We start from the raw sequence: 26,016 nt of genomic DNA on the forward strand, positions 1-26,016 counted from the left end.
TGTCTCTTAAATATCCCCGCCGGAGGCATCCGGGCTGCAAAGCCCGGAGAAAGGTCACGCCGCCGCATCCTCTTCTTCGGCGCGCTGCTGCGCCCACATCGCGGCATAGCGGCCACCTTTGGCCAGAAGCGCCTCATGGCGGCCCTGTTCGATCACACGGCCCGCCTCCATCACCAGGATGCAATCCGCATCTGCAATGGTCGAGAGCCGGTGCGCGATGGTGATCACCGAGCGGCCCTCGCCCATCTCATGCAGGCTCTCCTGGATCGAACGCTCGGTCTGGGTGTCCAGCGCCGAAGTGGCCTCGTCCAGGATCAGGATCGGCGGGTTCTTCAGGATGGTACGCGCAATGCCGACCCTTTGCTTTTCGCCGCCCGAAAGCTTCAGCCCGCGTTCGCCGACGGTGGTGTCATAGCCGTCCGGCAGGCTTTCGATGAAGTCATGGATCTTTGCCGCCCGCGCCGCCGCGATGATCTCTGCCTCGGTCGCATTGGCGCGGCCATAGCCGATATTATAGCGGATCGTGTCATTGAAGAGCACCGTATCCTGCGGCACGACGCCAATCGCCTCATGCAGCGAGCTTTGCGTCACATCGCGGATATCCTGACCGTCGATCCGGATCGCGCCCCCGGTCACGTCATAGAAGCGGAACATCAGCCGCGCGATGGTCGACTTGCCCGACCCCGAATGTCCGACAAGCGCGAGCGTCTCGCCCGGGGCCACGCGCAGGCTCACGCCTTTCAGGATCTCGCGCGAGGGATCATAGGAGAAGGACACATTGTCGAAGGTAATCTCGCAGCCGCTTACCGCGATCGGCTTTGCATCGGGCGCGTCCACCACTTCTGCCGGCTGCGACAGGAGGCCGAACATCGCCCCCATATCGACCAGCGCCTGGCGGATCTCGCGGTAGACCGTACCGAGAAAGCCCAGCGGCAGGGTGATCTGGATCATATAGGCATTGACCATGACGAAATCGCCGACCGTCAGCTGCCCCTGCTGCACCCCGAGCGCCGCCATAACCATCACCGCGATCAGCCCCGCCGTGATCAGGAATGTCTGGCCGACATTGAGGAGCGAGAGCGAGAGCCCGGTCTTCACCGCTGCCGTCTCATAAAGCCGCATGGCGCCGTCATAGCGCTCGGCCTCGCGAGCCTCCGCGTTGAAATACTTCACGGTTTCATAGTTCAGGAGGCTGTCCACCGCCTTTTGATTGGCATCGGTATCCTGATCATTCATCTCCTGACGAATTTTCACCCGCCATTCTGTCACCGCGAAGGTGAACCAGACGTAAAGCGTGATCGTCACCGCCACCACGGCGGCATAGCTCCAGCCAAAGGCGAAGGCGAAGATCAGCGTGACCAGCACCAGTTCAAGGATCAGCGGCCCGATCGAGAACAGGAGGAACCGCAAGAGGAACTCGACCCCTTTCACACCGCGCTCGATAATCCGCGACAGGCCGCCGGTACGGCGCGAGATATGGTAGCGCATCGACAGGCGGTGGATATGGCTGAAGGTCTCAAGCGCCAGCCGCCTGAGCGCCCTCTGGGCGACCCGCACGAAGACCGCATCGCGCAATTCCTGGAACAGCACCGCGCCAAGCCGCGCCAGCCCGTAAGCCACCACCAGCCCCACCGCGCCAAGCGCCATGATCCGCGCCGGATCCGCCGCGCCCTCTCCGGCGAGACCGTCCACCGCCAGTTTGTAAAACCAGGGTGTGATCACCGAAATCACTTTGGACACCAGCAGGAAGGCCAGCGCGATCATTACCCGGCGCCGGACCCAGAGCTGGTCTTTCGGCCACAGATGCGGTGCAACCCGCAGGATGGTCTGCCAGCCGGAGGCCGGCGCATCGGGCGATGCGGAGGGAATTGGGTCGGGAGCGGACATGGATGGCCTTCGCGAAGAGCTGCCATTGCGGGCTTTACAGGCTGTGGCCGCAAATTCTGCGGCCCGGCGCAATGATGGCTTGAGTTATTTCAAGGATTCATGAATAGTTGAATTATGGATCAGAGTAAAGACCCCGATCAACTGGCCACACCGGATCTTCCGGCCCCGGCAGCTCCGAACGCGGATTTAGGCGCGGCGCCCTCCGGCGAGACCGGGCTGGCCGCGCCCTTTGATCCGCTTCAGCGCGGGCAGGCCCTGCGCGCCTTCTCGGCTCTGTCGCATGGCGACCGGCTTGACCTCATCCGCCTGCTGGTTCCCGCTGGGCCTGACGGGCTGGCTGCGGGAGAGATCGCGCGACGGCTCGGGCTTTCGGCCTCGCGGCTCTCTTTTCACCTGTCGCAACTGGAACAGGCCGGGTTGCTCACCGCGCGTAAAGTGGCGCGGAATGTGTTCTATGCGGTCGACCCCAGCGGCCTCGGAGCCGCGATTTCCCATTTGCTGAATGATTGCTGTGCCGATCATCCCGAAGTGATTGCCTGCTGCCAGGGCAATATGACCAGAGCCGGGCCGCCATAAAGCGGCAGGCCCGGCGCGATCCGGCCCGTCTCAGATCAGCCCGTCAGTGGCCCGGATCAGCGTCCCGGAATCGTAAAGACCTGGCCGGGATAGATCAGATCCGGATCGAGAATACGGTCGCGATTGGCCTCGAAAAGCTGGACATACAAGACCCCTTCCCCGAATTCCTCGCGCGCGATGGCCCAGAGCGTATGGCCGGGCTGCACCGTAACCGAAATAGCCGGCGTCACCGGCAAGGCGGCCTGCTCCGGGCTCCCCGGCAAGGCCGGTGCGGGCGTTTCGCCGACGGCGGGAGCCGCTGACGCGAGCGGCTGCTCTGATGTTTGCGGCAAAGCGGGTTCCGCTCCGGTCAGCGCGGCAAGCTCTGCGGGCGCCGTCTCGCCTGCGGTCTGAGCCCCGGGCTCCGGCTCTGGCCCCGCCGCCACGACAGGATGGGTCGCAACTGACGGCTGCAGCGCGATTTCGGCCGGCGCCTCACCGGTGCCTGCCGCATCCGCCCCGCCCCCGGCCAGTGTGGCCAGCGCCTCGGGTGTTTCACGGCGGAACGGGATCTCGACCCGCGAGGTCACCTTGCCCCCGGCATCCAGCTGGTCGACCCGCAACGTGTAAAGCCCCGCCGCAATGCCCGGGATCTCTGCCTGCCAGCCACCCGCCGCTTCGACCCCGACCTCTGCCGGCCCCACCGGCTGGTCATCGAGATAGAGACGGATATAGGCCCCGGGCGCGCCACTGCCGCCAATCTGCACGATCCCGGGCGACAGATAAGAGATGGTCTGGACCAGAACCGGGGGCATCTGATTTGTGTTCGCCGGGTTTGAGGGCTGGAGGAGCACGACCCCTTCCTCGCTGATCTTCAGAGCCACCGGAGCACCCTCTGCGCCTGCTTCCAAAGTCGCAACCTGTGCGATATCGGGAAGCTGCTCTGCCGTGCCGGCCGCTTCTGGTGCGGCCTCTCCCGTTGCGGTCTCCGCCGCAGTAGTCTGCGCAGGCGGAACAACGACGCCAGTCACTGGCCCCATCGCGATCACTTCGGCCGAAGGGATCCGCCTGCCATCCTCCAGCACCATGACAAGGCTGAGGATCGCGGGCGCCGGATTGGGCGCGAGCGTGGTCACCAGCGCGAATTCGCCGCCACGGGTCGCCCGCGTCGCGCCGATCTCTGCCCCGTCTACAAGAACCAGCACCTGCGCATCCGGCTCGCCAAGCCCGCCGATGGTCGCATGACCGCCCGGAGCCACCGCCCAGGTGGTGATGACCGGCGCCGCAATATCTGCAGCCGCAGAGGGCGCATCGGCGGCTGCAACCGCCCCCTCCTGCCCTGCCTGCACGGCGCTGGTCTCAATCTGCCCATCCTGCGGAAGCTGCGCGATCTGCGTGGCAGGCTCTGTCCCCTCGCCTCCGCCCGTGCCACCACCGGCTTCTGGCCGCCAGCCCGATACCATCACCCCCAGAGCAAGAACCGCACCCGCACCCGCAACCGATACCACCGTACGCGCGCCCGCGCCCAAGTCACTCCAGGCCTTCATCCGTTCCCCTCTCCGTCACCGTCGCGCGATCCGCGCGGTCTCAGCTCCCTTCCGGCCGGACAGGTTTCCCCGACGCTTCTTCGTCAGGTTTCCCATCGCATCCCGGCAGGTTTTCCCCTAAAGCAAACCCCGATATCGCCCCCGCTGGCAATCGAATTCAGGAGTCTCCATGCAGCTTCCCTCAATCTGCGTCTTCTGCGGCTCGCGCCCCGGATCCAATCCCGCACATGTCGCCACTGCCCAGAGCTTTGGCCGCGAAATCGCCGCGCAAAAATGGCGTCTCGTCTACGGCGCCGGCGATGTCGGCCTGATGGGCGAGGTCGCCCGCGCCGCCCAGGGGGCGGGCGCCACCACGCTGGGCGTGATTCCGGTGCATCTGCTCGGGCTTGAAAAAGGCAAACGCGATCTGACCACTTTTGTGATCACCGAAGATATGCATGAGCGCAAAAAGGTCATGTTCATGAATTCGGATGCGATTGTGGTGCTGCCGGGCGGCGCCGGCAGCCTGGACGAATTTTTCGAAGTGCTGACCTGGGCGCAGATCGGGCTGCATAAGAAACCGATCTTCCTGCTCGATACCGATGGGTACTGGCAGCCGCTCCTCGCGCTGATCGACCATATCATCCGCGAAGGGTTCGCCGATGCCTCGCTGAAGACCCAGTTCAGCGCCGTCCCCGATGTGCCCGCGCTGACAGAGGCGCTCACTGCCGCGCTCCAGGCCCGCCTCACGGCCTGAGCCATTTGCCCTGATCCGGATATCCCCGCCGGAGGCACCCCCGGCGGGCCACAGCCGGGCCTCCGCGACCGGGCTCAGGGCATCTCGCCCGGCAGCGCCACCCGCTCAACCTGGTAGCCTGCATCGCGGATCATGCTCACCAGCCCCAGATCTCCCGGCAGATGCGAGGCCCCGACCGCAATCACCGCATTGCCCTGATCGGCCAGCATCCGGATCTTTTCCATCCAGATCGCATTGCGTTCGACCAGCAGATAGCTTTCGGCAAGATCCACCACCTCACGCCCGCGCGCAGCCCCCAGCACCTGCCCGGTCCAGGCATCCGACCAAGCATCCATCAACCCGATCCGCCCTTCGAGATAAAGCGCAAAACCGGTCTCCCGCAGCCCGGCGCGCGCGGAGTCGGGACCGAGATAAAGCCCGTAAAGCAGCAGCGCCGCCCGTGCCGCCGCCGCGCGCTCCGGCGCCGTCAGCTCTGCGCCCAGCTCCCATGGTTCTTGCAGCCCCGTAATCCGCGCGCCCGCAAGCCAGCCGGTCTGGGCGATGAAATAGTCCTGGGCCGGCATGAATGGGGTGAAATCCGAACAGGGGTCTGACAGCAACAGGCTGAACAGACCGGCATCGGTCATCATCGACATATAGCCAGGATCCCAGGCGTAGGTCTCAAGCCGCAGCGCGATATGGTCCAGGATCTGTGGCGGGAAATCCGCGCGGTCATCCGGCGGTGCTCCCGGGCTAATGAACATCCAGGCCTGGTCATTGGCGCGGCGGATATCAGCGCGGGTGTCAGGCTGCGGATTGAACTCCAGCGCGACCACATCGGCAGTTTCAAGCACCTGGCGCAGCTCTTGTGGCAAAGCAAGCAGGCGGCGCTCAGAGACATGATAGGTGCCCCAGAGCCAGGAGGTCTGGCCGCCCGGCGCGGTGATCTTCCAGAACCGGCCCAGGCTGTTCGGCACGCCCCCGGCAATGGCGGAATAGCGCGCCTCATCCGCCCCGGAGAGAACCTCGCGCCAGACCCGGATCTCACCCGTGGTACAGGCCTCACGCGTGAACCAGTCCTGGGCCGCTGCCGGTTCTGGCAGCGCGCCCGCTGCACCGAGCGCCAGGCAAAGCGCAGGCACCGTCTTTCTCCATCCCATGCCGCCGGCTCCTGCCCTTAACCATTTTCTGACCACGACCTTCACCCCGGGCCGGGGGAAAGGAAAGATGCGTTCCTCACAGGTCCGGAACTTCCGCGCCGCGCCGGGGTGATACAGGCCAAGCGGCGCAAGGCCAGGATCTGGTGCGCAGGATCACATGGCAAAGCCGCGCCAAAAAAAGAGGCCCCGCCAGCGCGATGCGGCGGGGCCCTTTTGCTGTCCGTCAGTGGCGGATCAGAGTTTCGCGGCGACCGCTTCCCAGTTCACCAGCTTTTCGAGGAAGTTCGACAGGTAAGCCGGACGCTTGTTGCGGAAGTCGATATAGTAGGAATGCTCCCACACGTCGCAGCCCAGAAGCGCGGTCTGACCAAAGACCAGCGGGTTGACGCCATTCTCGGTCTTGGTGACCTTGAGCGCGCCATCTTTGTCTTTCACCAGCCAGGCCCAGCCCGAACCGAACTGACCGGCGCCGGCTGCGGCGAAATCTTCCTTGAATTTCGCGACCGAGCCGAAGCTTTCGGTCAGCGCTTTTTCCAGCGCGCCCGGGATGCCGACCTGGTCAGGCCCCATGATTTCCCAGAACAGGTTGTGGTTCCAGTGCTGCGAGGCATTGTTGAAAATGCCGTTCTGCGCCACGGCGCCAGCCTGATAGGTGCCGACGACGATCTCGTCGAGCGACTTCTTCTCCCATTCGGTGCCGGCGATCAGCTTGTTGCCATTGTCGACATAGGCCTTGTGATGCAGGTCATGGTGGAATTCCAGCGTTTCCATCGACATGCCAAGCGGCTCAAGGGCGTTGTATTTATAGGGCAGATCGGGAAGATGAAACGTCATCGGACTCACTCCTGTTCGGATGGGGCGTTACGTCTGGAATAAGGGCGTATCCGCCCCGAAGGTCAAGCCCTGCGGGCAAGACAAAGCGAAACAACGCCCTGTAAGGTCACCTGATCGCGCGCCGCAAAACGCGCGGGTTTTGCCTTATGCCTTAACGCAGGGGCCCGAAACTGTGGCTGCGGGCGGGTCGCGCCAGCCCTCAACCCAGCCGGTTGCGGTAAGGCTGCGCCCGGTCGCATCAAATTGCGCCTTATAGGCAAAGCGTACGATTTTTTCGCCCAGATGCTGCGCCAGTCTGAGCTTCCAGCGCAGAACGACCTCGCCTGCGCTGTTCGTGACCTTTGCCGGGATAAAGCCCTTATCTATCCCGGCAATCCCGACATCATTGACCCAAAGCTGCGTCGTTTCGGTGTCATAGGCAATCAGAAGATTCCCCGAAAAAAAGGGGGTCCGGTCAGTGACAGGTCCGAGCGTACAGCGCCAGACGCCGATCTCGGCCCTGGCCAGGGAGGATGTTACAATGAAGACGAAAAAAGCCAGAAGGGTTAATCTCGGCATCTGCAAAATCTCCGGATCAGTACGCAATACAAGGCGAGATTAGCCGATCCGTCTTTATGTGCAATCATTCGCCCCGATTGCGGAAACGGGGGCGTCTCTGGCTAACGCCAATGTGCTTTCGCGGTTCAAAAGCAATTCAGGACAGACCCGTCAGAAACGGGTCTGCGCAATATTAATCCAGGCCCAAAAGCGCCGCCGGTCAGAGTTCGCTGCCCGCCTGCGCCGCATGTGTCAGAAGGCCCATGACATAGCCCGCAACCGAGCGGAAACAGACCAGCGTATAGCCACCATCTGCCCCCTCTGCTGCGACCGGCCAGAAGGCCGCTGCGACCTGGGCAAAGCGCGAGCGACGGATCTCATCCGCCTCCACCTTATCCAGATCGGCCGGGGTCAGCTTGCGCAGCACCTGATCGGCCTGCGGCCCGGTCACGCGGAACACCGCCCGCGCATCCGAGACATCAACCGCCAGATGATGCGCGCCCGCCATCGCCGCAGCAATCGCGGCAAGGGCCTTCGCCACATCGCCGTATGGCAGCACGAGAAGGTATTCGTCATTGCTCATCCAGCCGCAGCTGTTCGTGCCGGCATGGGTGATCCTGCGCGCACCGGGCAGGTCGCAGCCGGTTGCGGCTTTGACCGCCGCCGCAAGACCCTCGGTGCCGGGTTTGGCGCGCAATGTGATCATGCCCAGTGGGCCGATCTCTTCCACATGGGCGAACCCATGGGCAACCGCGCCTTTCAGGGCAGAAACCGGATCAGACATTCTGCTTCTCCCCTTCCTTGTCATAGAAAACCGGGTCAACCACCTTTGCCGCGACCGAAACGCCGCCGGTCATGGCGGTGAATTCGACCACCTCGCCCATCCGTGCCGGGCCGTCTTTCAGAAGCCCCATCGCGATGCCTCTTTTCAGCGTCGGCGAATGATAGGTCGAGGTGATGCGGCCCTGGGAATTACGGAACCCGTATTCATTGGTGCCCGCAGCAATGACATAGGCGCCATCCGGGATCACCGACCCGTCCAGGCTTTCAAAGCCCACCAGCTTCCAGCGGTCTTTTGCCGCGAGGAAGGTGCGCTGCTGGCCGCGTTTGCCGAGGAAGTCTTCTTTCTTCTTCGAAATCGCCCAGTCGAGGTTGAGATCCTGCGGGATCACCGTCCCGTCGGTCTCGTCCCCGATCATGATAAAGCCCTTTTCGGCGCGCAATACATGCAGGCCTTCGGTGCCATAGGTCTGGAGGCCGAACTCCTCGCCCTCGGCATATAAAAGCTCCCAGAAGGCGAGCGCATGACTCGCGGGCACCGCGATCTCGTAGCTCAGCTCGCCCGAGAAAGAGATCCGGTGAACGCGGACGGGGAAACCCGCCAGTTCACCATCTCTGAAAGTCATGAAGGGCAGCGCCTCTTTCGAGACATCCATCCCGCCAAGTTTTTCCAGCAGTTTCCGGGCATTGGGGCCGACAACCGCGATCTGGCCATATTGCTCGGTCAGATTGGCGGTATAGACCTGCCAGTCCCACCATTCGCATTGCAGCCAGTCTTCCATCCACCCATGGATCCGGTCCGCCCCACCCGAGGTGGTGTGGCAAAGCCAGGTGTCTTCGGCGATGCGGATCACCACACCGTCATCCGACAGGAAGCCCTGTTCGTTGCACATCAGCCCGTAGCGGCATTTGCCGATCCCGAGATTAGACATGACATTCGTGTAGAGCATATCGAGGAATTTCCCCGCATCCGGCCCTTTCACAAGGATCTTGCCCAGCGTCGAGGCATCGAGCAGACCCAGACGCTCGCGGGTGTTGACCACCTCGCGGTTGACCGCCTGTTCATGCGTTTCGCCCGCGCGCGGATAGGTATAGGGCCGCTGCCAGAGGCCGACGGGCTCCATATAGGCGCCATGGGCCAGGTGCCAGTCATGCATCGGCGTCTTGCGCAGCGGCTGGAAGATGTCGCCGCGTGCCTCACCCGTCAGCGCACCGATGGTCACGGGCGCGTAAGGCGGACGGAAGGTGGTGGTGCCAACCCGGGGAATCTGTTCGCCCAAAGCCTCAGCAAGCACTGCCAGGCCATTGATATTCGAGAGTTTTCCCTGATCTGTCGCCATGCCCAGCGTGGTGTAGCGCTTGGTATGTTCGACCGAGACATAGCCTTCGCGCGCGGCAAGCTGCACGTCAGAGACCTTCACGTCATTCTGGAAATCGAGCCACATCTTCGATTTCAGATCGATCCCGGCCGAGGCCGGCATGATCCAGACCGGCAGCATCGCGCCCTCTTCGACCACATCCGCCGAAGCCGTCGCTGCCGCGTCCGTCTTATGGCCGACAGCCTCAACCGCCAGCGCGGCCTGCGAGGCCGCATCGCTCAGCGCCTCTGCCGCCGCCAGCGCACCATTGGCCGCACCTGCCGGATAGACCATGGCGGTGCCATCCTCGCCCAGCGGCGGGCGGGTGGCATCGGGGCGGAACAGCGCACGCGCCTCGTCCCAGATCAGCTTGCCGCCGCAATGGGACCACAGATGCACGACCGGCGACCAGCCGCCCGACATCGCAACCGCATCGCAGGCGATCTCTTCAACCGCACCGCCCTCACCGGCCTGGAGGCCGATGGCGACACCGGTGACGCGCTTGCCGCCTTTCACCTTGACGATGCCGCGCCCGGTCTCGATCCGGATGCCCATGGCGCGGGCACGGGACGGCAGCTCGCCGGAGGTCGAGGCACGCGCATCGACTATGGTGACATCAAGCCCCGCCTCTTTCAGCGTGATCGCGGTGCGGTAGGCATCGTCATTATTGGTGACGACAACCGTGCGCTCGCCCGGCGATACCGCAAAATTCACCGCATAATCGCGGGTGGCAGAGGCCAGCATGACGCCGGGAATATCATTTCCCGCGAAAGACAGCGGGCGTTCCAGCGCACCGGTCGCGGCGATGACTTTCGCAGCCCGGATACGCCAGAGGCGTTTGCGGGGCCGTCCGTCGCCGGGGGTATGGTCGGCGATGCGTTCTTCGGCCAGCACATAGCCGTGATCATAGACGCCCGAAACCATCGTGCGTGCGCGGAAGCTGACATTTTCCATCGCGCCAAGGGTCTGGAGCGCCTGGGCGATCCAGGCTTCGGCCGGTTTGCCGTCGATGATATCGCCATCGACCGGCGCGCGGCCGCCCCAATGTGCGGTCTGCTCGAGGAGCAGTACTTTCGCGCCCGAAGCCCCCGCAACCAGCGCGGCCTGAAGCCCGGCAATGCCGCCGCCGGCAATCAGGATATCGGCATGGCCATAGGTATATTCGTAACGGTCGGCATCTGCCTCTTCCGGTGGTTTGCCGAGGCCTGCCGAGCGACGGATGACCGGCTCGAACAGGTGCTTCCAGGCCGAACGCGGATGGATGAAGGTCTTGTAATAAAAGCCCGCCGGCAGGAAGCGCGCGAGTTTGTTGTTCACCGCGCCGATGTCAAATTCCAGAGACGGCCAGTGGTTCTGGCTGGCGCTGGTCAGCCCGTCAAAAAGCTCGGTCGTGGTGACGCGCTGATTGGGTTCAAACCTTGCGCCCTCGCCCAGGGCGACCAGCGCATTGGGTTCTTCCGGACCCGAGGCCATGATGCCGCGCGGGCGGTGATATTTGAACGAGCGCCCGACCAGCAGCTGGTCATTGGCCAGAAGCGCCGAGGCCAGCGTGTCGCCGGCAAGCCCGTTCAGCCTTTTGCCGTTGAAGGTGAATTCCATCCGGGCCGATCTGTTGATCAGGCGCCCGCCATTTTGCAGCCTCGCGCTCATTTCCAGCCCTTCCAACCCGGCCGTTTCGCCTGGATCTTTGCTATCAGTTCTGCAGGGGGTTCCGTGGTCTGGGCCGGATAGGTCCCGAAGACCTCGAGGGTCGCGGTGTCGCGCGCGGCGAGGAACCATTTGCCGCAGCCATAGGCATGGCGCCAGCGTTCGAAATGCACGCCTTTGGGGTTCTTGCGCGCAAACATATAGGTCTCGAATTCCTCATCCGAGGAGCCGGGGCCGAAGCGTTTCAGATGCGCCTCGCCACCCGGGGCGAGTTCGGTTTCCTCGGCTTTGACACCGCAGCAGGGACATTCAAGGATCAGCATTGGGGTGCCCCCGGGCTGGCCAGGAGCCGGGGGCGCTGCCCCCGGACCCCCGGGATATTTCTGGACAGATGAATGAGCAGGCGCATCAATGGGCAACGCCTGCGGCGACGGATTCGTCGATGAAGCGGCCTTCCTTGAAGCGCCACATATCGAATTCCCGGGCCAAAGCGCCCGGCTCGCCTTTGGCGATCAGCTCGGCCATCGCCCAGCCTGAGCCGGGAATCGCCTTGAAGCCACCGGTGCCCCAGCCGCAATTGATGAAGCAGTTTCCGAGCGGGGTTTTCGATATGATCGGCGAGCGGTCGCCGGTCATATCGACGATGCCGCCCCATTGGCGCAGCATCTTGAGCCGCGAGATGATCGGGAAGGTCTCAACCAGGGCGCGCAGCGTTTCCTCGACATGATGGAAGGAGCCACGCTGGGTATAGTTGTTAAAGCCGTCGGTGCCGCCGCCGATCACCAGCTCGCCCTTGTCGGACTGGCTGATATAGCCGTGGACGGTATTGGCCATCACGACGATATCGAGCACCGGCTTGATCGGTTCCGAGACCAGCGCCTGAAGCGCGATTGATTCGATCGGCAGCCGGAAGCCCGCCATTTCCGCGAGCACGCCGGAATGGCCGGCCACGACGATGCCGAGCTTTTTGCAGGAGATCTCGCCACGCGTGGTTTCGACCCCTGTTACGACACCGTTTTCCTGACGCACGGCGGTGACTTCGCAATTCTGGATAATGTCCATGCCCATGTCGGAACAGGCCCGCGCATAGCCCCAGGCCACGGCATCATGGCGCGCTGTGCCGCCCCGCGCCTGCCACTGGCCGCCCAGAACCGGATAGCGCGGCCCGTGCAGATTGATGATCGGCACGACCTTTTTGACCTGCGCGGGTTCCAGCCATTCGGTGGTGACGCCCTGCAGCTGGTTCGCGTGGACCGTGCGCTTATAGCCCCGGACCTCATGATGGGTCTGCGCCAGCATCAGAAGACCGCGCGGGGAGAACATGATATTGTAGTTCAGATCCTGGCTCAGGTTCTCGTAAAGCGCGCGCGCCTTTTCGAAGATGGCCGAGGAAGGATCCTGCAGATAGTTCGAGCGGATGATGGTCGTATTGCGGCCGGTATTGCCGCCGCCGAGCCAGCCCTTCTCGATCACCGCGACATTCCTGATGCCGTGGTTTTTGCCAAGATAATAAGCCGTTGCGAGACCATGACCGCCAGCACCGATGATGATGGCATCATATTGCTTCTTCGGCTCGGGCGAGGCCCAGGCCTTTCCCCAGCCGGAATGGTAGCGCAACGCCTCGCGGGCAAGGGCAAAGACCGAATAACGCCTCATCTGGTGAACCTCCGCCGCGCGTTTCGCATGTCGCTTTCATAGCCTCCGATTTCCGTCCCGCCCCCTGCCCGGCCTAGTATTGGGGCCCATTGTCGTGGCCGTGGCGGACGGGGACTGCAGGGCCGGAATCCGGCCTCCTATCTTCTGCCCGACAGCTGGAAAACGCCACCGCCTTCACGCGGCACAATCGGGAAAATTACGACACAGCGACCTGGCGCTGGCCTCGTGGCGCCGCTGGCCAGCACCTGCCCGCCGGGCTGCGTCGATTGGCCCGGCAGGGCGGGCTTTTGCAAAGCGGCTAAAACCATTACATCACCATCAGGGTTGATGCGCGGATGATGGGGCGGATGATGGATGGACTGGGCGATGCCACCGGGTTCTGGATGGTGGCGGCGATGCTTGCGGGCGGGATTGCGATCCTCCTGACCCTCAGCCTGTTCTTTGCCCGCCGCACCCCGCCGGAACCGGAACTCGCACGGGATGTCAGCCTTTATCGCCAGCAGCTTGCCGGGATCGGAAAGGATGAGGCGCGCGGGGCGCTTGCCGGGGCCGAGGCACAGCGGCTCAGGGCGGAAATCGGGCGCCGGCTCCTGGAGGCAGACCGTCAGAACCGGCGCGCTGTTTCGGATGCCGGCTCGCCGCGCGATCTGGTGCTGGCGGCCGCGGTTATCGTAATTGCGGTGGCCGGGGCGGTATTTCTCTATCTGCAGCTCGGGCGGCCCGGGCAGCCTGATCTGCCAATGGCGACGCGGTTGGCCGAGGCCGAAGCCCGCATGGCAACCCGACCCTCGCAGGCGGTCTATGTCGCAAATCTGCCCCCGATCATCCCGGCCGAGCCGGAGCCGGACATGGTCGAGCCGCTGCAAAAGCTGCGCGAAACGGTGGATCCGGCGGTGACTGACAACCTCCAGGGCCTCGGGCTGCGCGCGACCATCGAGGCGCGGCTGGGGAATTACGCCGATGCGATCCGCGCGCAGCGGCGTCTGATCGAGGTGCGCGGGGCTGAGGCCAGCGCAACTGATTACAGCTTTCTGACGCTTTTGCTGGTGGAACAGGCCTCGGGCTATGTCTCGCCCGAGGCCGAGGCCGAGGTGGTCCGGGGCCTTGGCCTTGACGGGCGCGCCGGGCTTGACCGGGTGGCGGATCTTTTGCTGGCCGCAGCCCAGGGCTTCCAGCCCCGGGGCGAGGACCGCGCGGTGCTGACGGCGCTGCCGCCGGTCAGCGAGGCCACCGGCCCCCTCTTTCTCTTTGCCGGCGAGCTTTATGCCCAGGGCGGGCGGCCGGACCGGGCCTTCGCGCTCTGGCGGCCGCTGATCGAACAGGGGCCGCTGGATGGGTTCTGGGTGCCGCGCCTGCGTGATCAGATCCGGGCTGCGGCCTGGTTCGCCGGGGCCTGGGATTATCAGCTGCCCGAGGCAGAAGCGGCAGCCGGAGACCAGGCGCTGCGCGGGCCTGGTGCCGAAGACATCGCGGCCGCCGCCGGTAAAAGCGAGGCCGAGATCAGCGAGATGGCGGCGGGAATGGTTGCGGGCCTCGGCGCGCGGCTGCAAAGCGAGGGCGGCTCGGGCGCGGAATGGGCACAGCTGATCCGCGGCCTTGTGGTGCTGGGACGGATGGACGAGGCGCGGGACATGCTGACGCGCGCCCGCAGCGCCTGGCCGGAGGAGCCAGGGGAATCCGGGGCCGCTGAGCGCGCGCTGATCGAAGCCGCCGCCAAAGCCATCCCCGCGGCCGAGGTCACGCCATGATCCTTGATGATATCTCGGAGCTTATAGCCGAACTGCCGCCTTCCGGCGCGATTATCGGTCTGGATCTGGGCACCAAAACCATCGGCGTCGCGATCTCGGACCTGCGCCGCTCGGTCGCCACGCCGACCCTGGTGATCCGGCGCGAGAAATTCACCCTCGATGCGGCGAAGCTGCTGGATCTGATAAAGGCGCGCGAGGGGAAGGCGATCGTGCTGGGCCTGCCGCTGAATATGGATGGCAGCGAGGGGCCGCGGGCACAATCCACCCGCGCCTTCGCCCGCAATCTGGAAAAGCTGACGCCACTGCCGATCACCTGGTGGGATGAGCGGTTGTCAACCGTTGCGGCAGAAAGGGCGCTTCTTGAGGCGGATGCGTCGAGAAAGCGTCGGAAAGAGGTGATCGACGCGGTGGCGGCGGGCTATATTCTGCAAGGCGCACTGGACCGGCTGGACCAGATCGCGCGCCATGGATGAGCGCGGTCCCGATGATCGGGTCTCTGAGGATCCAGGCACCGGTGACAGCCGGACCGGTGAGCGGATGACCAAAGATCCGGGGCCGAAGCCAGAAAGGCAGATCGTGAAGGACGACATCTGGGCCCGCAACGAAATCGAGAGCCCCTGCGTGAAGATCTGTGTGATCCATTCCGAGGCGAAGATCTGCGTCGGGTGCTACCGCACGCTTTCAGAGATCGGCGCCTGGTCCTCGATCACCGCACCCGAGCGCCGGCGTATCATGGATGAGCTGCCCTCGCGCGCGGCCTCGCTGGTCAAGCGTCGGGGCGGTCGCGCGGCCCGGCTCGGCCGGGGAGAGGAGTGAGGGCGCCAGTCGGGGGCCCTGCCCCCGCGCGGCTTTGCCGCGTCCCCCGGGATATTTAAGGACAGATGAAGGGGAATGGAGGCGATGTCATCTGCCTCTTGTCTTTCCCGTGGATGGGTAGAGAGGGGCGGCCCCAAAGCGTGCCCGCCGGATCCACGCCTGCGGCGCGCGGTGTTGCACCTTTTTTGCGAGAGAGGATGCGTCGGGATCATCGCGCATTGCCGCTCCTGCGACGCATTCTGATCCCGGCCCGGGATGTCTGTCTGCCATTGTGCCTTCGCCTCTATGTCCGGCGGGACAGCCGTATGACGGGGCGGCGCGGGCGCCCGGGTCGAGAAGGTCCAGGAGCAATGTCTCAGCCATAGCAGGATCAGTGAAAGGGCCATCAGCCCAGCAAGCCGCAAAGCAAACCTCATCAAATGAAAAAGGGGGCGGTATCGCCCCCTTTCCACTGTAAAAATGCCGGTATCAGGCGCGTGTCGCCCGGATCAGGTCGAGGATCTCTTTCGCCGCATCGGGGATATTGGTGCCGGGCCCGAAGATCGCCTTCACGCCGGCCGTCTTCAGGTATTCGTAATCCTGTTGCGGGATCACGCCGCCGCAGATCACCATGATATCCCCCGCACCGGCCTTGTTCAGCGCCGCGATCAGCAGGGGCGCGAGTGTCTTATGCCCCGCCGCCTGGGACGAGATACCGATGATATGGACGTCATTGTCGATGGCATCCTGCGCGGCCTCTTCCGGGGTCTGGAACAAAGGCCCCACATCCACGTCAAAGCCGATATCGGCAAAGGCGGTCGCGATCACCTTGGCACCGCGATCATGTCCGTCCTGGCCCATTTTCACGACCAGCATCCGGGGCCGGCGGCCCTCTTCTTCCGCGAAAGCCTCGACGTCTTTCTGGATCGCCTCGAATCCCGCATCGCCCTCATAGGCGGCTCCGTAAACCCCTGCCAAAGTCTTCACCTCCGCCCTGTGACGCCCGAATGTACCTTCCATCGCGAGGCTGATTTCCCCAAGGGAAGCCCGCATCCGCGCGCATTCGACGGCCGCTTCCAGCAGATTGCCGCCCTCGACAGTGCGTCGCCCCAGTTCCAGGAGCGCCGCATCACAGGCCACCTGGTCACGGGTCGCGCGGATCTGATCAAGCCGCGCGATCTGGGCATCGCGCACTTTCATATTGTCGATCTCGAGAATGTCGATCGGGTCTTCTTTCGCCTTGCGGTATTTGTTGACGCCGACCACGACCTCTTCGCCGCGATCGATCATCGCCTGACGCCGGGCCGCGGTTTCCTCGATCCTCAGCTTCGGCATGCCCGAGGCAACCGCCTTGGTCATGCCCCCCATCGCCTCGACCTCTTCAATCAGCTTCCAGGCCTCTTCTGCCAGTTGCGCGGTCAGGCTTTCGACATAGTAAGACCCTGCCAGCGGATCGACGACATGGGTGATGCCGGTCTCTTCCTGCAAGATCAGCTGGGTGTTCCTTGCGATCCGGGCCGAGAATTCGGTCGGCAGCGCAATCGCCTCGTCGAGCGCATTGGTATGAAGGCTCTGCGTCCCCCCAAGAGCCGCCGACATCGCCTCATAGGCGGTGCGGACCACGTTGTTATAGGGATCGGCCTCTTGCAGGCTGACGCCGGATGTCTGGCAATGAGTGCGCAGCATCAGCGAGGACAGCTTCCTGGGTTCAAACTCCTGCATGATGCGGGTCCAGAGCATCCGCGCCGCCCTGAGTTTCGCAATTTCCATGAAGAAATTCATGCCGATGGCAAAAAAGAATGACAGCCGCCCGGCGAAATCATCGACATTCATCCCGGCCGCCAGCGCGGCCCGGACATATTCGCGCCCGTCGGCCAGCGTATAGGCCAGCTCCTGGACGAGATTCGCCCCCGCCTCCTGCATGTGATAGCCGGAGATCGAGATCGAATTGAATTTCGGCATCTCTTTCGAGGTATATTCGATGATATCCGCGATGATCCGCATGCTTGGCTCAGGCGGATAGATATAGGTATTGCGGACCATGAACTCTTTCAGAATGTCATTCTGAATGGTGCCCGAAAGAAGGCTGCGCGAATGGCCCTGCTCTTCGCCCGCCACGATGAACGAGGCGAGGATCGGGATCACCGCGCCATTCATCGTCATGGAAACCGAGACTTTATCCAAGGGAATGCCGTCGAACAGGATCTTCATATCCTCGACGGAATCGATTGCCACACCGGCCTTGCCCACATCCCCCACCACGCGCGGGTGATCGCTGTCATAGCCCCGATGCGTGGCCAGATCGAAAGCGACCGAGACGCCCTGCTGCCCCGCTGCAAGGTTCTTGCGGTAAAAGGCATTGCTCTCTTCAGCGGTCGAAAACCCCGCATATTGCCGGATCGTCCAGGGCCTGCCCGCATACATCGTCGCGCGCGGACCACGGGTGAAGGGCGCCACACCCGGAAGCTCGCCCAGTTGCGGCAGCCCCTCCAGATCGGCCGCCGTATAGAGTGGCTTGACCTCGATCCCCTCCAGCGTCTGCCAGTTCAGGCTGGAGGCAGGTTTGCCCTTCAGCTCCTTCGAGGCCAGAGCCTCCCAGGAGGCCAGGTCAGGGGTGTTCTGATCGCTCATTCTCGTCACTCCGTTCGCCAGACTGGCCCGATCTGTCGATCAGACGCATCTCGCCGCTTGGGGTTTCGCCCGATCCACTCTATATCCGGAGCATGGATCATAAGCTCGACCGCCGTTCCCTCGTTCTCATGGCCGCAATTGCGGGCCTTGTTCCCTCCCTCCTGCAGGCGCAGGAGGCCTCGTCTGAAGAGCCGACAGCAGAGTTGCCCGATCTGGGCGTCCCGTTCGGCCCGGTGCCTGCCTCAGAGATTTCCGAAGCAGACGAATTGTTCGTTCGGCGCCCTGTGATCGTCTTTGCCGACAATCCGCACGACCCGAATTTCATCCGGCAGATGGAGATCCTGCCCGACCTTTACCCGCAGCTGACGGCGCGGGATGTGGTGCTGATCACCGATACCGACCCCGCAACCCCGTCCGAGATCCGCCGCAAACTGCGCCCGCGTGGGTTTTCTCTGGTGATGATGGACAAGGACTGGCGCTCGCCGGTCCGCCGCCCTTCGCCCCGCGCGGCACGCGAGATCATCAACACCATCGACAAAATGCCCATCGCCCGCACCGAGGCGCTTGAGAAGAACCCGGCGGGGCGGTAACGCTCCGCCTCATTTTGCTGCCCGCTCAACTGATGTCCCCGCGCGAACGCGAGGCCTCGGACAGCACAACGGTGAGACCAGCTATCAGCGTCAGGGCAAGCGAAACCAAGGCGATCACCGCCGCATGTTGCACCATGTCAATGAAGGCGTGGCCATAACCGTCCAGGTCATTGATACGCGGCCCCTCGTCCAGCGGCGTCAGGGAAAGCAACCAGCCCCCCCCGAGCGCGATTGCCAGAACCAGAGGCGCAACCAGCCGATAAAGCAGACCGCGCCCATTTCCCGTCATCAGCCCGAACGCCAGCTGAAACACCGCCAGTACCCCCAGCACAAGCAGCACGCCGAACCCGAGATCTGATACGGGATTGGCGCCGTCCCCGCTCAGCATGTTGAGTGCCGGGAGCGCCATGAAGCCAAAACCTGCCCCCGCCGCCAACACGGCGGAGATCACACAGGCGACACAGAGTCTGACGGCGGAGGGTGACATCATTCAAACTCCATAATGACGTCGTCAACGCGCAGGCTTTCGCCGGCCTTGGCCTTGATCAGCTTCACCACGCCCTTCTTCTCGGCCTTCAGGATGTTCTCCATCTTCATCGCCTCGACAGTGGCGAGCGCCTGGCCTTCCTGGACCTCCTGGCCTTCCTCGACCTGGATCTTCACCACCAGCCCGGGCATCGGGCACAGAAGGAAACGCGAGGTGTCCGGCGGCAGTTTCTCGGGCATCAGCCTGGCAAGTTCTGCCGCGCGGGGGCTGCGCACATGTGTTTTCAGATCAGCGCCACGGCTGCGCAGGCGGAACCCCATCGGGATCTTGTCGACCTTCATCACCAGATCCGAACCATCGACCGCGATCCGCGCCAGCGGCTGGCCCGGCACCCAGTCTGAACTCACGCGCAGGCTGCTGCCATCTGCAAAGCCCACGGTCGAGCCCTCGCGATCCGCCGCAATCGTCACCGCGAAATCATGGCCGCCAAGGCTCACGACCCAGTCATCCCCCACCCTGCGCTGGTGATTGTCCATCGTGCCGGAAATCTTCGTCCGCCGGATCTCGGCCACGCGGTTCATCGCTGCCGCCGCCGCCGCCATCCGCTTCAGCTCCGTCTCGGGCAGCGTCGCGCCCTGGAAGCCCTCGGGATACTCTTCGGCGATAAAGGCGGTGGTGATGTCACCTGCGACGAATTTCGGGTGATCCATCACCGCCGCGACGAAGGGCAGGTTATGGCCGATCCCCTCGACCTCGAATGTGTCCAGCGCCAGGCGCATCTCGCCAATCGCGGCCTCACGGGTCGGCGCCCAGGTGCAGAGCTTCGCGATCATCGGGTCGTAATACATCGAGATCTCGCCGCCCTCATAGACGCCGGTATCATTGCGCACGATGCCACCGCGCGCGGTCTGCCCCTCAGCGGGCGGGCGGTAACGGGTCAGGCGACCGATCGAAGGCAGGAAGTTGCGATAGGGGTCTTCGGCGTAAAGCCGGCTTTCCATCGCCCAGCCGTTGATCTTCAGATCCGATTGCACGAAGGGCAGTTTCTCGCCCGCTGCCACACGGATCATCTGCTCGACAAGGTCGATACCTGTGATCAGTTCGGTCACGGGATGTTCCACCTGCAACCGGGTGTTCATCTCGAGGAAGTAGAAATTCCGCGCGCCATCGACGATGAATTCCACCGTCCCCGCACTGGTGTAACCCACCGCTTTCGCCAGCGCACAGGCCTGTTCGCCCATCGCCTTGCGGGTCGCCTCGTCAAGGAAGGGCGACGGCGCCTCTTCAATGACCTTCTGGTTCCGGCGCTGGATCGAACATTCGCGCTCATGCAGATAGACGGTATTGCCGTGTTTGTCGGCCAGCACCTGGATCTCGATATGGCGCGGCTGCGTCACGAATTTTTCAATGAAAATGCGGTCATCGCCGAAGCTGTTCGCCGCCTCGCTCTTTGACGACTCGAACCCTTCGCGCGCCTCATCGGCCGACCAGGCGATCCGCATCCCTTTGCCGCCACCGCCCGCAGAGGCCTTGATCATCACCGGATAGCCGATCTGGTCCGAGATGCGCGCAGCCTCTTCCGCGTCGGCAATCAGCCCCATATAGCCCGGCACCGTCGAGACCCCGGCCTCCTGCGCCAGTTTCTTTGAGGTGATCTTATCGCCCATCTTCTCGATCGCCGGAGAGGGCGGCCCGATGAACACCACGCCCATTTCCTCAAGGGCGGCGGCGAAATCCATCCGCTCAGACAGGAAGCCATAGCCCGGATGCACCGCCTCGGCGCCGGTCTGGCGGATGGCGTCAAGGATCTTCCCGATCACGATGTAGGACTGGTTCGCCGGGGCCGGGCCGATATGCACGGCCTCATCCGCCATCTGCACATGCAGCGCGTTGCGGTCGGCATCGGAATAGACGGCGACCGTCTTAATGCCCATCTTCCGCGCGGTCTTTATGACACGGCAGGCGATCTCACCCCGGTTCGCGATCAGGATCTTCTTGAACATGGCTCTCCCTCAGTCCCGGCCCGGGCCAAACGGGCCGAAATGCAAAAGGGTCCTCCGGCATGTGCTGCCGGAAGACCCCGTTTCAGATTGTCGAAAATAAGATCAGACCCCGCGGCTGCGGGTGACGGATCAGTTACAGTTGTTGAGGCCGGGCACCATGCAGGAGCCCCCGCCGGCAACGGCGCCGATGAGGGCACCCTGGGTTTTCGAACCACCGGTTGCGCTTGCAACCAGCGCGCCGGCCGCAGCGCCGCCAACGGTGCGCACAGCGGCGCTGTCCATCGGCGAAGAGCTGCCATAGCCGTTGTTATAGCCGCCGCCATTATTGACGCAGCCAGCCAGCGGCAGGGCGAGAATCGGGAGGAGCAGGACAAGTTTACGCATGAGAGACTGCCTCGGTTTGTTATGGTTGAGGCCGATTCTAGCGCATTCTTTTGCGTTGCAAAAGATATGCCGGCAGTTTTCACGTAAATGCGACCGCCAAAGCGGCTGAAACCCGCCAGGCCGGCGTTTATGGCCGGGGCTGCCGGGGGCATGTTACGCGAAAAGACTGCCGGCAGGAGGATCATTCCCAATCCTCCCCGTCATCCTCATCAAAGCTGACTGCCGGCGCATCCGGCGCGAAGACCGCCGGAAAGGCCGCCTCGGCACGCTTGACGTCGATCTTCAGCAGGGCCTCATAGCTGGCCGGGTTGAAGGGATCCTCTGCGGGCACGACCTCGCGGCCAAACAGCCAGGACAGACGCCCGGCATCAAGATTGCCACGCTCGAAAACCTCTTCGCCGAAACAGGCCCAGAGTGCCGCCATAAAGGCCTCGTCAGCCTTGCGGTCGACGAATTTGCGATCCCTGAACCGCTCGCGGCGGATGATCTTTGCAGGCCCATCCTTGAGATTGGCACGACGGATGGTGAACTGGAAATCGGTTCCGGTAAGACGCCCCGGAAAGCCCCTGTGCTTTAACATGGCGCGGTTCCTTTCTTTGCGGAACCGGCTTTAGCAGGCTGGGCAGGCGTGGCGCCAGCGGCGCGGGAAACATTCGACAGAAAACCCGGAATAAATCCGGTCAGGCAAGAAAGCCGGGCGGCCGATCCGTCAGGGATCAACCGCCCTGCGAAATCACTTGTACTTGCCGGTGTAGGTCGGCTCGACCGAAACGGGCTCAGCAACAACAACGGTCTCGGTTTTCTTGGCGCAAGCGGCCAGGGTCGAGAGAGCGATAAGGGCGACGATAGCAGTGGTCCGCATGACAACCTCCAGTGCGAATCAGGGTGATGTGCCGCACCATATGGTGTGCGCTCGCAGAAGGGAATCGGAGATTTCACAGAATTTGCAAAAGCCTGCGCAACGAATGCGGCAACAGCTCTGACATGCTTTGAGACTGGCCCAAAACAAGCGGCGCCGGCCAGTGCCACGCGCCGCAGAAACGGCTCAGCCCGTCCGAATCTTCGTCCGGGCTGAGCGGTCGTCTTACTTGTATTTACCGGTATAGACCGGCTCGACCGAAACCGGCTGGTCGATATACACCACTTCTTCTTCAACTTTCTTTGCGCAGGCAGCAATGGTGCCCACGAAAGCCAGTGCAACGACAATACGGATAGTGCTCGACATCTTCTGCTCCATTCATTCAGGGATCTTGAGGCCAGCACTATGCCGGCCCTGTCCCTTTGCGAGGTAAAGGCCGCTTGGGGTCGGCCTGAGGTGAAGATAGCGGAATCCGGGGCCGAAAAACACGCGCGCGTGAGTAAGTTGCCACCCTGTGACTCCATTACATCAGAAGCGGGTGTTTTACCCCTGTTTTCAACCAGATGTAGTGCCATCTTCAGAACATCTCCCAGATGCAGGCAGCGTTTTCGAGGCGATACGCCTCGAAAAGCTGCACGGCTTCGGGATCGGTTGCGCCGAAAGGCACCGGGCGATCGGCCAGAGTGATCACGATCTGGCGCGGCGCGGGCACCATGGCCGCAACCCGCTCACGCGCGAATGTGTCACAAAGGCTCTGCATATCTTCGCTGCGGTCCTCGCCCGGCTTCAGGCTCTTGTCGATGAAACGAAAGCGCGCGGTCGCGCCCTCAACTCCGGCTGTATCGCTCTGCACGTCGAGCCATTCGGCGGCTTTGCCCGAAGGCAGCGCGATTACCCCCTCGCCCGTCGCGGCGGCCTCCCCATCGTCGCAGCGCCCCGCCGCAAGGCAAAGCGCCAGAGAACTGGCAATAAAAAGACGGCTGAACAGAGAAGACATATCCCGACCTCACCTCATGGGGGTTTCAGAGCGGGATATTGTCGTGCTTCTTCCACGGGTTCGAGAGCTTCTTGTTGCGAAGGCTCGCAAAAGCGCGCGCCACACGCCGCCGGGTGGATCTGGGCTGGATCACCTCATCGATAAAGCCCTTCTCGGCCGCGACGAAAGGATTGGCGAAACGGTCCTCATAATCCTTCGTGCGTTCGGCGATCCTGTCCTTATCGCCCAGCTCCGAGCGGTACAGGATCTCGACCGCGCCCTTCGCCCCCATCACCGCGATCTCGGCGGTGGGCCAGGCATAGTTGAAATCGCCGCGCAGATGTTTCGAGGACATCACATCATAGGCGCCGCCATAAGCCTTGCGGGTGATCACCGTGACCTTGGGCACCGTCGCCTCGCCGTAAGCGAACAGCAGTTTCGCGCCATGCTTGATCACGCCGCCATATTCCTGGCTTGTGCCCGGCAGAAAGCCCGGCACGTCAACCAGCGTCAGGATCGGGATCTCGAACGCATCGGAAAAGCGCACGAACCGTGCCGCCTTGCGACTGGAATCGATATCGAGGCACCCCGCCAGCACCATCGGCTGGTTCGCGACCACGCCCACCGTCTGCCCCTCGATCCGGATGAAACCAGTGATGATATTGCCGGCGTAATCCTTCTGGATCTCGTAAAAATCACCTTCATCGGCGATCTTATGGATCAGCTCTTTCATGTCATAGGGCTGGTTCGGATTGTCAGGGATCAGCGTGTCAAGGCTCTGCTCGATCCGGCCCGGCTCGTCAAAGAAGGGCCGCACCGGTGCTTTTTCGCGATTGTTGAGCGGCAGGAAGTCAAACAGCCGGCGGATCTCGGCCAGCGCCTCGACGTCGTTTTCAAAGGCACCATCCGCCACCGAAGATTTCTTCGTATGGGTCGAGGCGCCACCGAGCTCCTCGGCCGTCACCACCTCATTCGTGACGGTTTTCACCACATCCGGGCCGGTGACGAACATGTAAGAGCTGTCTTTCACCATGAAGATGAAGTCTGTCATCGCCGGCGAATAGACCGCGCCCCCTGCGCAGGGCCCCATGATGAGCGAGATCTGCGGCACCACGCCCGAGGCCAGAACATTCCTCTGGAACACATCGGCATAGCCGGCAAGCGAAGCCACGCCCTCCTGGATCCGCGCCCCGCCGGAATCGTTAATCCCGATCACCGGCGCCCCATTCTGGATCGCCATATCCATGATTTTGCAGATCTTCTGCGCATGGGTCTCGGAGAGCGAGCCGCCGAACACGGTGAAATCCTGGCTGAAGACATAGACCATGCGGCCATTGATCGTGCCCCAGCCGGTGACGACCCCATCCCCCGGAGGCCGGTCCTGCTCCATCCCGAAATCGGTGCAGCGATGGGCGACGAACATGTCGAATTCCTCAAACGAGCCCTCATCGAGCAAAAGCCCGATCCGCTCGCGCGCGGTGAGTTTCCCCTTGGCATGCTGCGCATCGATACGCCGCTGCCCGCCCCCTGCCCGCGCCACCGCGCGACGGTCTTCAAGCTCTTGCAGGATATCTTTCATGGCGCACCTCCCCGGGAATCGAGAGGACAATAATATTGCGCGACAGGAAAAGAAAACGAAACTTCGGAAATTTGCAAACTATTGCCATCACAATTTTCGCAAAATGCAAATAAGCAAACAAACTCACTTTCTAGGACCTCACCAGGCCTGGGCAGCTTTGTAGTTGTGAATTACCAGCCGATTAAGGCCCAGTTCCGGGTTTTCGGCGACCATAAACAAGGTGATTAACGACCATCTTTGGCTAAACTTGAATTATATCATTATATTTCAATACCCTAACAAAATCCACCCTCCAGCACTTCATCCATGATCGCCGTGAGACGCGTCCCCAATGTCTTAGGCGGCGTCGCTTGACGCTGCATTGCCCGCTCGCCAACCTGACGCTCACCCGCTGAAGTTCAGGCCGGCTTTCTCAAGCACGACTGTCCCAGCCTCCAACATTCATCATTCACCCGAACCGATAAGCGCCCGCTTTTCGAACCAGTGAACTTTATACCGAAAGGAGCTTACCGCCGTGCCGAAGCTCAAGCCTTACACTCGCCCCCTCTGGTCCGGCATTGCCTCCGATGTGCTCGAGCGTCTGAATGAAACCTGGCACATCCATTCCTGGGAACGGCCGCGCAGTGAGGCGTTTGCAGCGCCGGTTGTTCTGCCCGGGGTTGCCGGAATGGTGCCGGCGGCGTCCTGAAACAGCATCGTCATAACCTCACTGACTTTGGACCAATGCCCGGCCTGCCCTGCGGCAAAGAGCGCGGCAGACGTACAGAGGGCCGCGCCTCCCGCCAGCCGGAAGGTCTCAAAGGGCTTAAACATGGCTGACAGAGACCTCGCCCCCAGACGGAGACCAGACCCAGACATGAGCCGCGCCGGTCACGCCGGGGAAGAGTTGCGCCAGCGGCCGGTCGGGCAGGATCGCCTCCTGATAGCCAAGGCTCAGCGCGCCCATCGCATTGGCAGGCTCGACTGTGCCGGCGGTGGCCTGCACCTCGAGCGGATCGAGGCCCCGGTTTTGCAGTCGTAGCGCGGTGACGGCGGCGCTGGTGACGCGGGTCCAGGCGCGCGGCTGGATCTGCATTGTGGCATGTTGCGGCATGTCAGACCTCCTCAGTTGCTGAGCTTGTTCAGGATTTTGACCGAGGTGAGCAGCTGCTCGAGCTGGATCAGCGCGGTCTGCCGGGTCTGGGTGAGATCGATGCCGTCGACCTCGGAGGGCAGCGCCTCTATCCCGCTGCGCAGCAGGTCGAGCGCAGCCGTGTCGAGTGCGGTTTGAATGTCGTCATTGGGCATG

26 protein-coding genes are annotated in these 26,016 nt (G+C 63.0%); 6 read left to right on the top strand and 20 right to left on the bottom strand.

The window, feature by feature from the left end; genetic code table 11:
- Positions 1-54: 54 nt before the first annotated feature.
- Positions 55-1,887, bottom strand: coding sequence for an ABCB family ABC transporter ATP-binding protein/permease (locus M3484_RS09425; RefSeq protein WP_249496680.1), 1,833 nt, complete (start codon positions 1,885-1,887; stop codon positions 55-57).
- Positions 1,888-2,001: 114 nt separating this feature from the next.
- Here M3484_RS09425 and M3484_RS09430 point away from each other — a divergent pair, with 114 nt between their 5' ends.
- On the top strand, positions 2,002-2,463 hold the full coding sequence (locus tag M3484_RS09430; RefSeq protein WP_249496681.1) for an ArsR/SmtB family transcription factor: 462 nt from the start codon (positions 2,002-2,004) through the stop codon (positions 2,461-2,463).
- 56 nt (positions 2,464-2,519) lie between these two features.
- Here the strand turns inward: M3484_RS09430 and M3484_RS09435 are convergent, their stop codons facing one another.
- Complete coding sequence (locus tag M3484_RS09435) at positions 2,520-3,989, bottom strand: LysM peptidoglycan-binding domain-containing protein (protein ID WP_249496682.1); 1,470 nt, start codon at positions 3,987-3,989, stop codon at positions 2,520-2,522.
- Between the two features lie 169 nt (positions 3,990-4,158).
- On the opposite strand from M3484_RS09435, the gene M3484_RS09440 reads away from it, so the two are divergent.
- Positions 4,159-4,725 carry an LOG family protein gene (locus tag M3484_RS09440; protein WP_092896542.1) on the top strand — a complete coding sequence of 189 codons (567 nt, stop codon included), beginning with the start codon at positions 4,159-4,161 and terminating at the stop codon, positions 4,723-4,725.
- A gap of 74 nt (positions 4,726-4,799) precedes the next feature.
- Here the strand turns inward: M3484_RS09440 and M3484_RS09445 are convergent, their stop codons facing one another.
- The 7 genes from M3484_RS09445 to M3484_RS09475 all read right to left on the bottom strand — a co-directional run bounded on the left by M3484_RS09445 (position 4,800) and on the right by M3484_RS09475 (position 12,676).
- Positions 4,800-5,864, bottom strand: coding sequence for a TraB/GumN family protein (locus M3484_RS09445; protein ID WP_249496683.1), 1,065 nt, complete (start codon positions 5,862-5,864; stop codon positions 4,800-4,802).
- Positions 5,865-6,098: 234 nt separating this feature from the next.
- The gene (locus M3484_RS09450) at positions 6,099-6,698 is read right to left on the bottom strand and encodes a superoxide dismutase (RefSeq protein WP_092896538.1); all 600 of its coding nucleotides are present in this window, start codon (positions 6,696-6,698) and stop codon (positions 6,099-6,101) included.
- Positions 6,699-6,842: 144 nt separating this feature from the next.
- Positions 6,843-7,256 (bottom strand): hypothetical protein, encoded by a 414-nt coding sequence (locus tag M3484_RS09455; RefSeq protein ID WP_249496684.1) that lies wholly within the window; start codon positions 7,254-7,256, stop codon positions 6,843-6,845.
- 199 nt (positions 7,257-7,455) lie between these two features.
- Positions 7,456-8,019 (bottom strand): sarcosine oxidase subunit gamma, encoded by a 564-nt coding sequence (locus M3484_RS09460; protein ID WP_092896534.1) that lies wholly within the window; start codon positions 8,017-8,019, stop codon positions 7,456-7,458.
- Complete coding sequence (locus M3484_RS09465) at positions 8,012-11,023, bottom strand: sarcosine oxidase subunit alpha family protein (RefSeq protein WP_249496685.1); 3,012 nt, start codon at positions 11,021-11,023, stop codon at positions 8,012-8,014. Before M3484_RS09465 ends, M3484_RS09460 begins: the two co-directional genes overlap by 8 nt.
- Positions 11,020-11,343, bottom strand: coding sequence for a sarcosine oxidase subunit delta (locus tag M3484_RS09470; protein ID WP_249496686.1), 324 nt, complete (start codon positions 11,341-11,343; stop codon positions 11,020-11,022). Before M3484_RS09470 ends, M3484_RS09465 begins: the two co-directional genes overlap by 4 nt.
- A gap of 85 nt (positions 11,344-11,428) precedes the next feature.
- The gene (locus tag M3484_RS09475; RefSeq protein WP_092896528.1) at positions 11,429-12,676 is read right to left on the bottom strand and encodes a sarcosine oxidase subunit beta family protein; all 1,248 of its coding nucleotides are present in this window, start codon (positions 12,674-12,676) and stop codon (positions 11,429-11,431) included.
- Positions 12,677-13,023: 347 nt separating this feature from the next.
- Here M3484_RS09475 and ccmI point away from each other — a divergent pair, with 347 nt between their 5' ends.
- From ccmI to M3484_RS09490, 3 genes are read left to right on the top strand one after another with little or no spacing between them, the layout of a single operon-like run.
- Complete coding sequence (gene ccmI / locus M3484_RS09480; protein ID WP_249496687.1) at positions 13,024-14,424, top strand: c-type cytochrome biogenesis protein CcmI; 1,401 nt, start codon at positions 13,024-13,026, stop codon at positions 14,422-14,424.
- Positions 14,421-14,897, top strand: coding sequence for a Holliday junction resolvase RuvX (ruvX, locus tag M3484_RS09485; RefSeq protein WP_249496688.1), 477 nt, complete (start codon positions 14,421-14,423; stop codon positions 14,895-14,897). Before ccmI ends, ruvX begins: the two co-directional genes overlap by 4 nt.
- Entirely contained in the window at positions 14,890-15,240 is a 351-nt protein-coding gene (locus tag M3484_RS09490) for a DUF1289 domain-containing protein (protein WP_249496689.1), read from the top strand. The genes ruvX and M3484_RS09490 overlap by 8 nt, the downstream gene beginning before the upstream one ends.
- A 468-nt stretch (positions 15,241-15,708) precedes the next feature.
- Here the strand turns inward: M3484_RS09490 and scpA are convergent, their stop codons facing one another.
- Positions 15,709-17,850, bottom strand: coding sequence for a methylmalonyl-CoA mutase (scpA, locus tag M3484_RS09495; RefSeq protein ID WP_092896520.1), 2,142 nt, complete (start codon positions 17,848-17,850; stop codon positions 15,709-15,711).
- A 92-nt stretch (positions 17,851-17,942) separates the two neighbouring features.
- On the opposite strand from scpA, the gene M3484_RS09500 reads away from it, so the two are divergent.
- On the top strand, positions 17,943-18,440 hold the full coding sequence (locus M3484_RS09500; protein ID WP_249496690.1) for a DUF4174 domain-containing protein: 498 nt from the start codon (positions 17,943-17,945) through the stop codon (positions 18,438-18,440).
- Positions 18,441-18,465: 25 nt separating this feature from the next.
- Here the strand turns inward: M3484_RS09500 and M3484_RS09505 are convergent, their stop codons facing one another.
- The 10 genes from M3484_RS09505 to M3484_RS09545 all read right to left on the bottom strand — a co-directional run bounded on the left by M3484_RS09505 (position 18,466) and on the right by M3484_RS09545 (position 26,015).
- The gene (locus M3484_RS09505) at positions 18,466-18,927 is read right to left on the bottom strand and encodes a hypothetical protein (RefSeq protein WP_249496691.1); all 462 of its coding nucleotides are present in this window, start codon (positions 18,925-18,927) and stop codon (positions 18,466-18,468) included.
- Positions 18,927-20,930 carry an acetyl-CoA carboxylase biotin carboxylase subunit gene (locus M3484_RS09510; RefSeq protein ID WP_249496692.1) on the bottom strand — a complete coding sequence of 668 codons (2,004 nt, stop codon included), beginning with the start codon at positions 20,928-20,930 and terminating at the stop codon, positions 18,927-18,929. Before M3484_RS09510 ends, M3484_RS09505 begins: the two co-directional genes overlap by 1 nt.
- A gap of 129 nt (positions 20,931-21,059) precedes the next feature.
- Positions 21,060-21,314 carry a YMGG-like glycine zipper-containing protein gene (locus M3484_RS09515; protein ID WP_092896514.1) on the bottom strand — a complete coding sequence of 85 codons (255 nt, stop codon included), beginning with the start codon at positions 21,312-21,314 and terminating at the stop codon, positions 21,060-21,062.
- Positions 21,315-21,495: 181 nt separating this feature from the next.
- Positions 21,496-21,894: a hypothetical protein gene (locus M3484_RS09520; protein WP_092896512.1), complete on the bottom strand. Its 399-nt coding sequence runs from the start codon at positions 21,892-21,894 to the stop codon at positions 21,496-21,498.
- A 153-nt stretch (positions 21,895-22,047) separates the two neighbouring features.
- Entirely contained in the window at positions 22,048-22,176 is a 129-nt protein-coding gene (locus tag M3484_RS23630) for a hypothetical protein (protein WP_255532374.1), read from the bottom strand.
- Positions 22,177-22,398: 222 nt separating this feature from the next.
- Entirely contained in the window at positions 22,399-22,539 is a 141-nt protein-coding gene (locus M3484_RS09525) for a hypothetical protein (RefSeq protein WP_171909468.1), read from the bottom strand.
- 211 nt (positions 22,540-22,750) lie between these two features.
- The gene (locus M3484_RS09530) at positions 22,751-23,170 is read right to left on the bottom strand and encodes a DUF6497 family protein (RefSeq protein WP_092896510.1); all 420 of its coding nucleotides are present in this window, start codon (positions 23,168-23,170) and stop codon (positions 22,751-22,753) included.
- A gap of 25 nt (positions 23,171-23,195) precedes the next feature.
- Positions 23,196-24,728 (bottom strand): acyl-CoA carboxylase subunit beta, encoded by a 1,533-nt coding sequence (locus M3484_RS09535; protein ID WP_092896507.1) that lies wholly within the window; start codon positions 24,726-24,728, stop codon positions 23,196-23,198.
- Positions 24,729-25,533: 805 nt separating this feature from the next.
- Complete coding sequence (locus tag M3484_RS09540; protein ID WP_249496693.1) at positions 25,534-25,821, bottom strand: hypothetical protein; 288 nt, start codon at positions 25,819-25,821, stop codon at positions 25,534-25,536.
- Positions 25,822-25,832: 11 nt separating this feature from the next.
- Entirely contained in the window at positions 25,833-26,015 is a 183-nt protein-coding gene (locus M3484_RS09545; protein ID WP_249496694.1) for a hypothetical protein, read from the bottom strand.
- Position 26,016: the final 1 nt, after the last annotated feature.

Source organism: Pseudomonas sp. GX19020 (assembly GCF_023371075.1).
Taxonomy (GTDB): domain Bacteria; phylum Pseudomonadota; class Alphaproteobacteria; order Rhodobacterales; family Rhodobacteraceae; genus Pseudogemmobacter.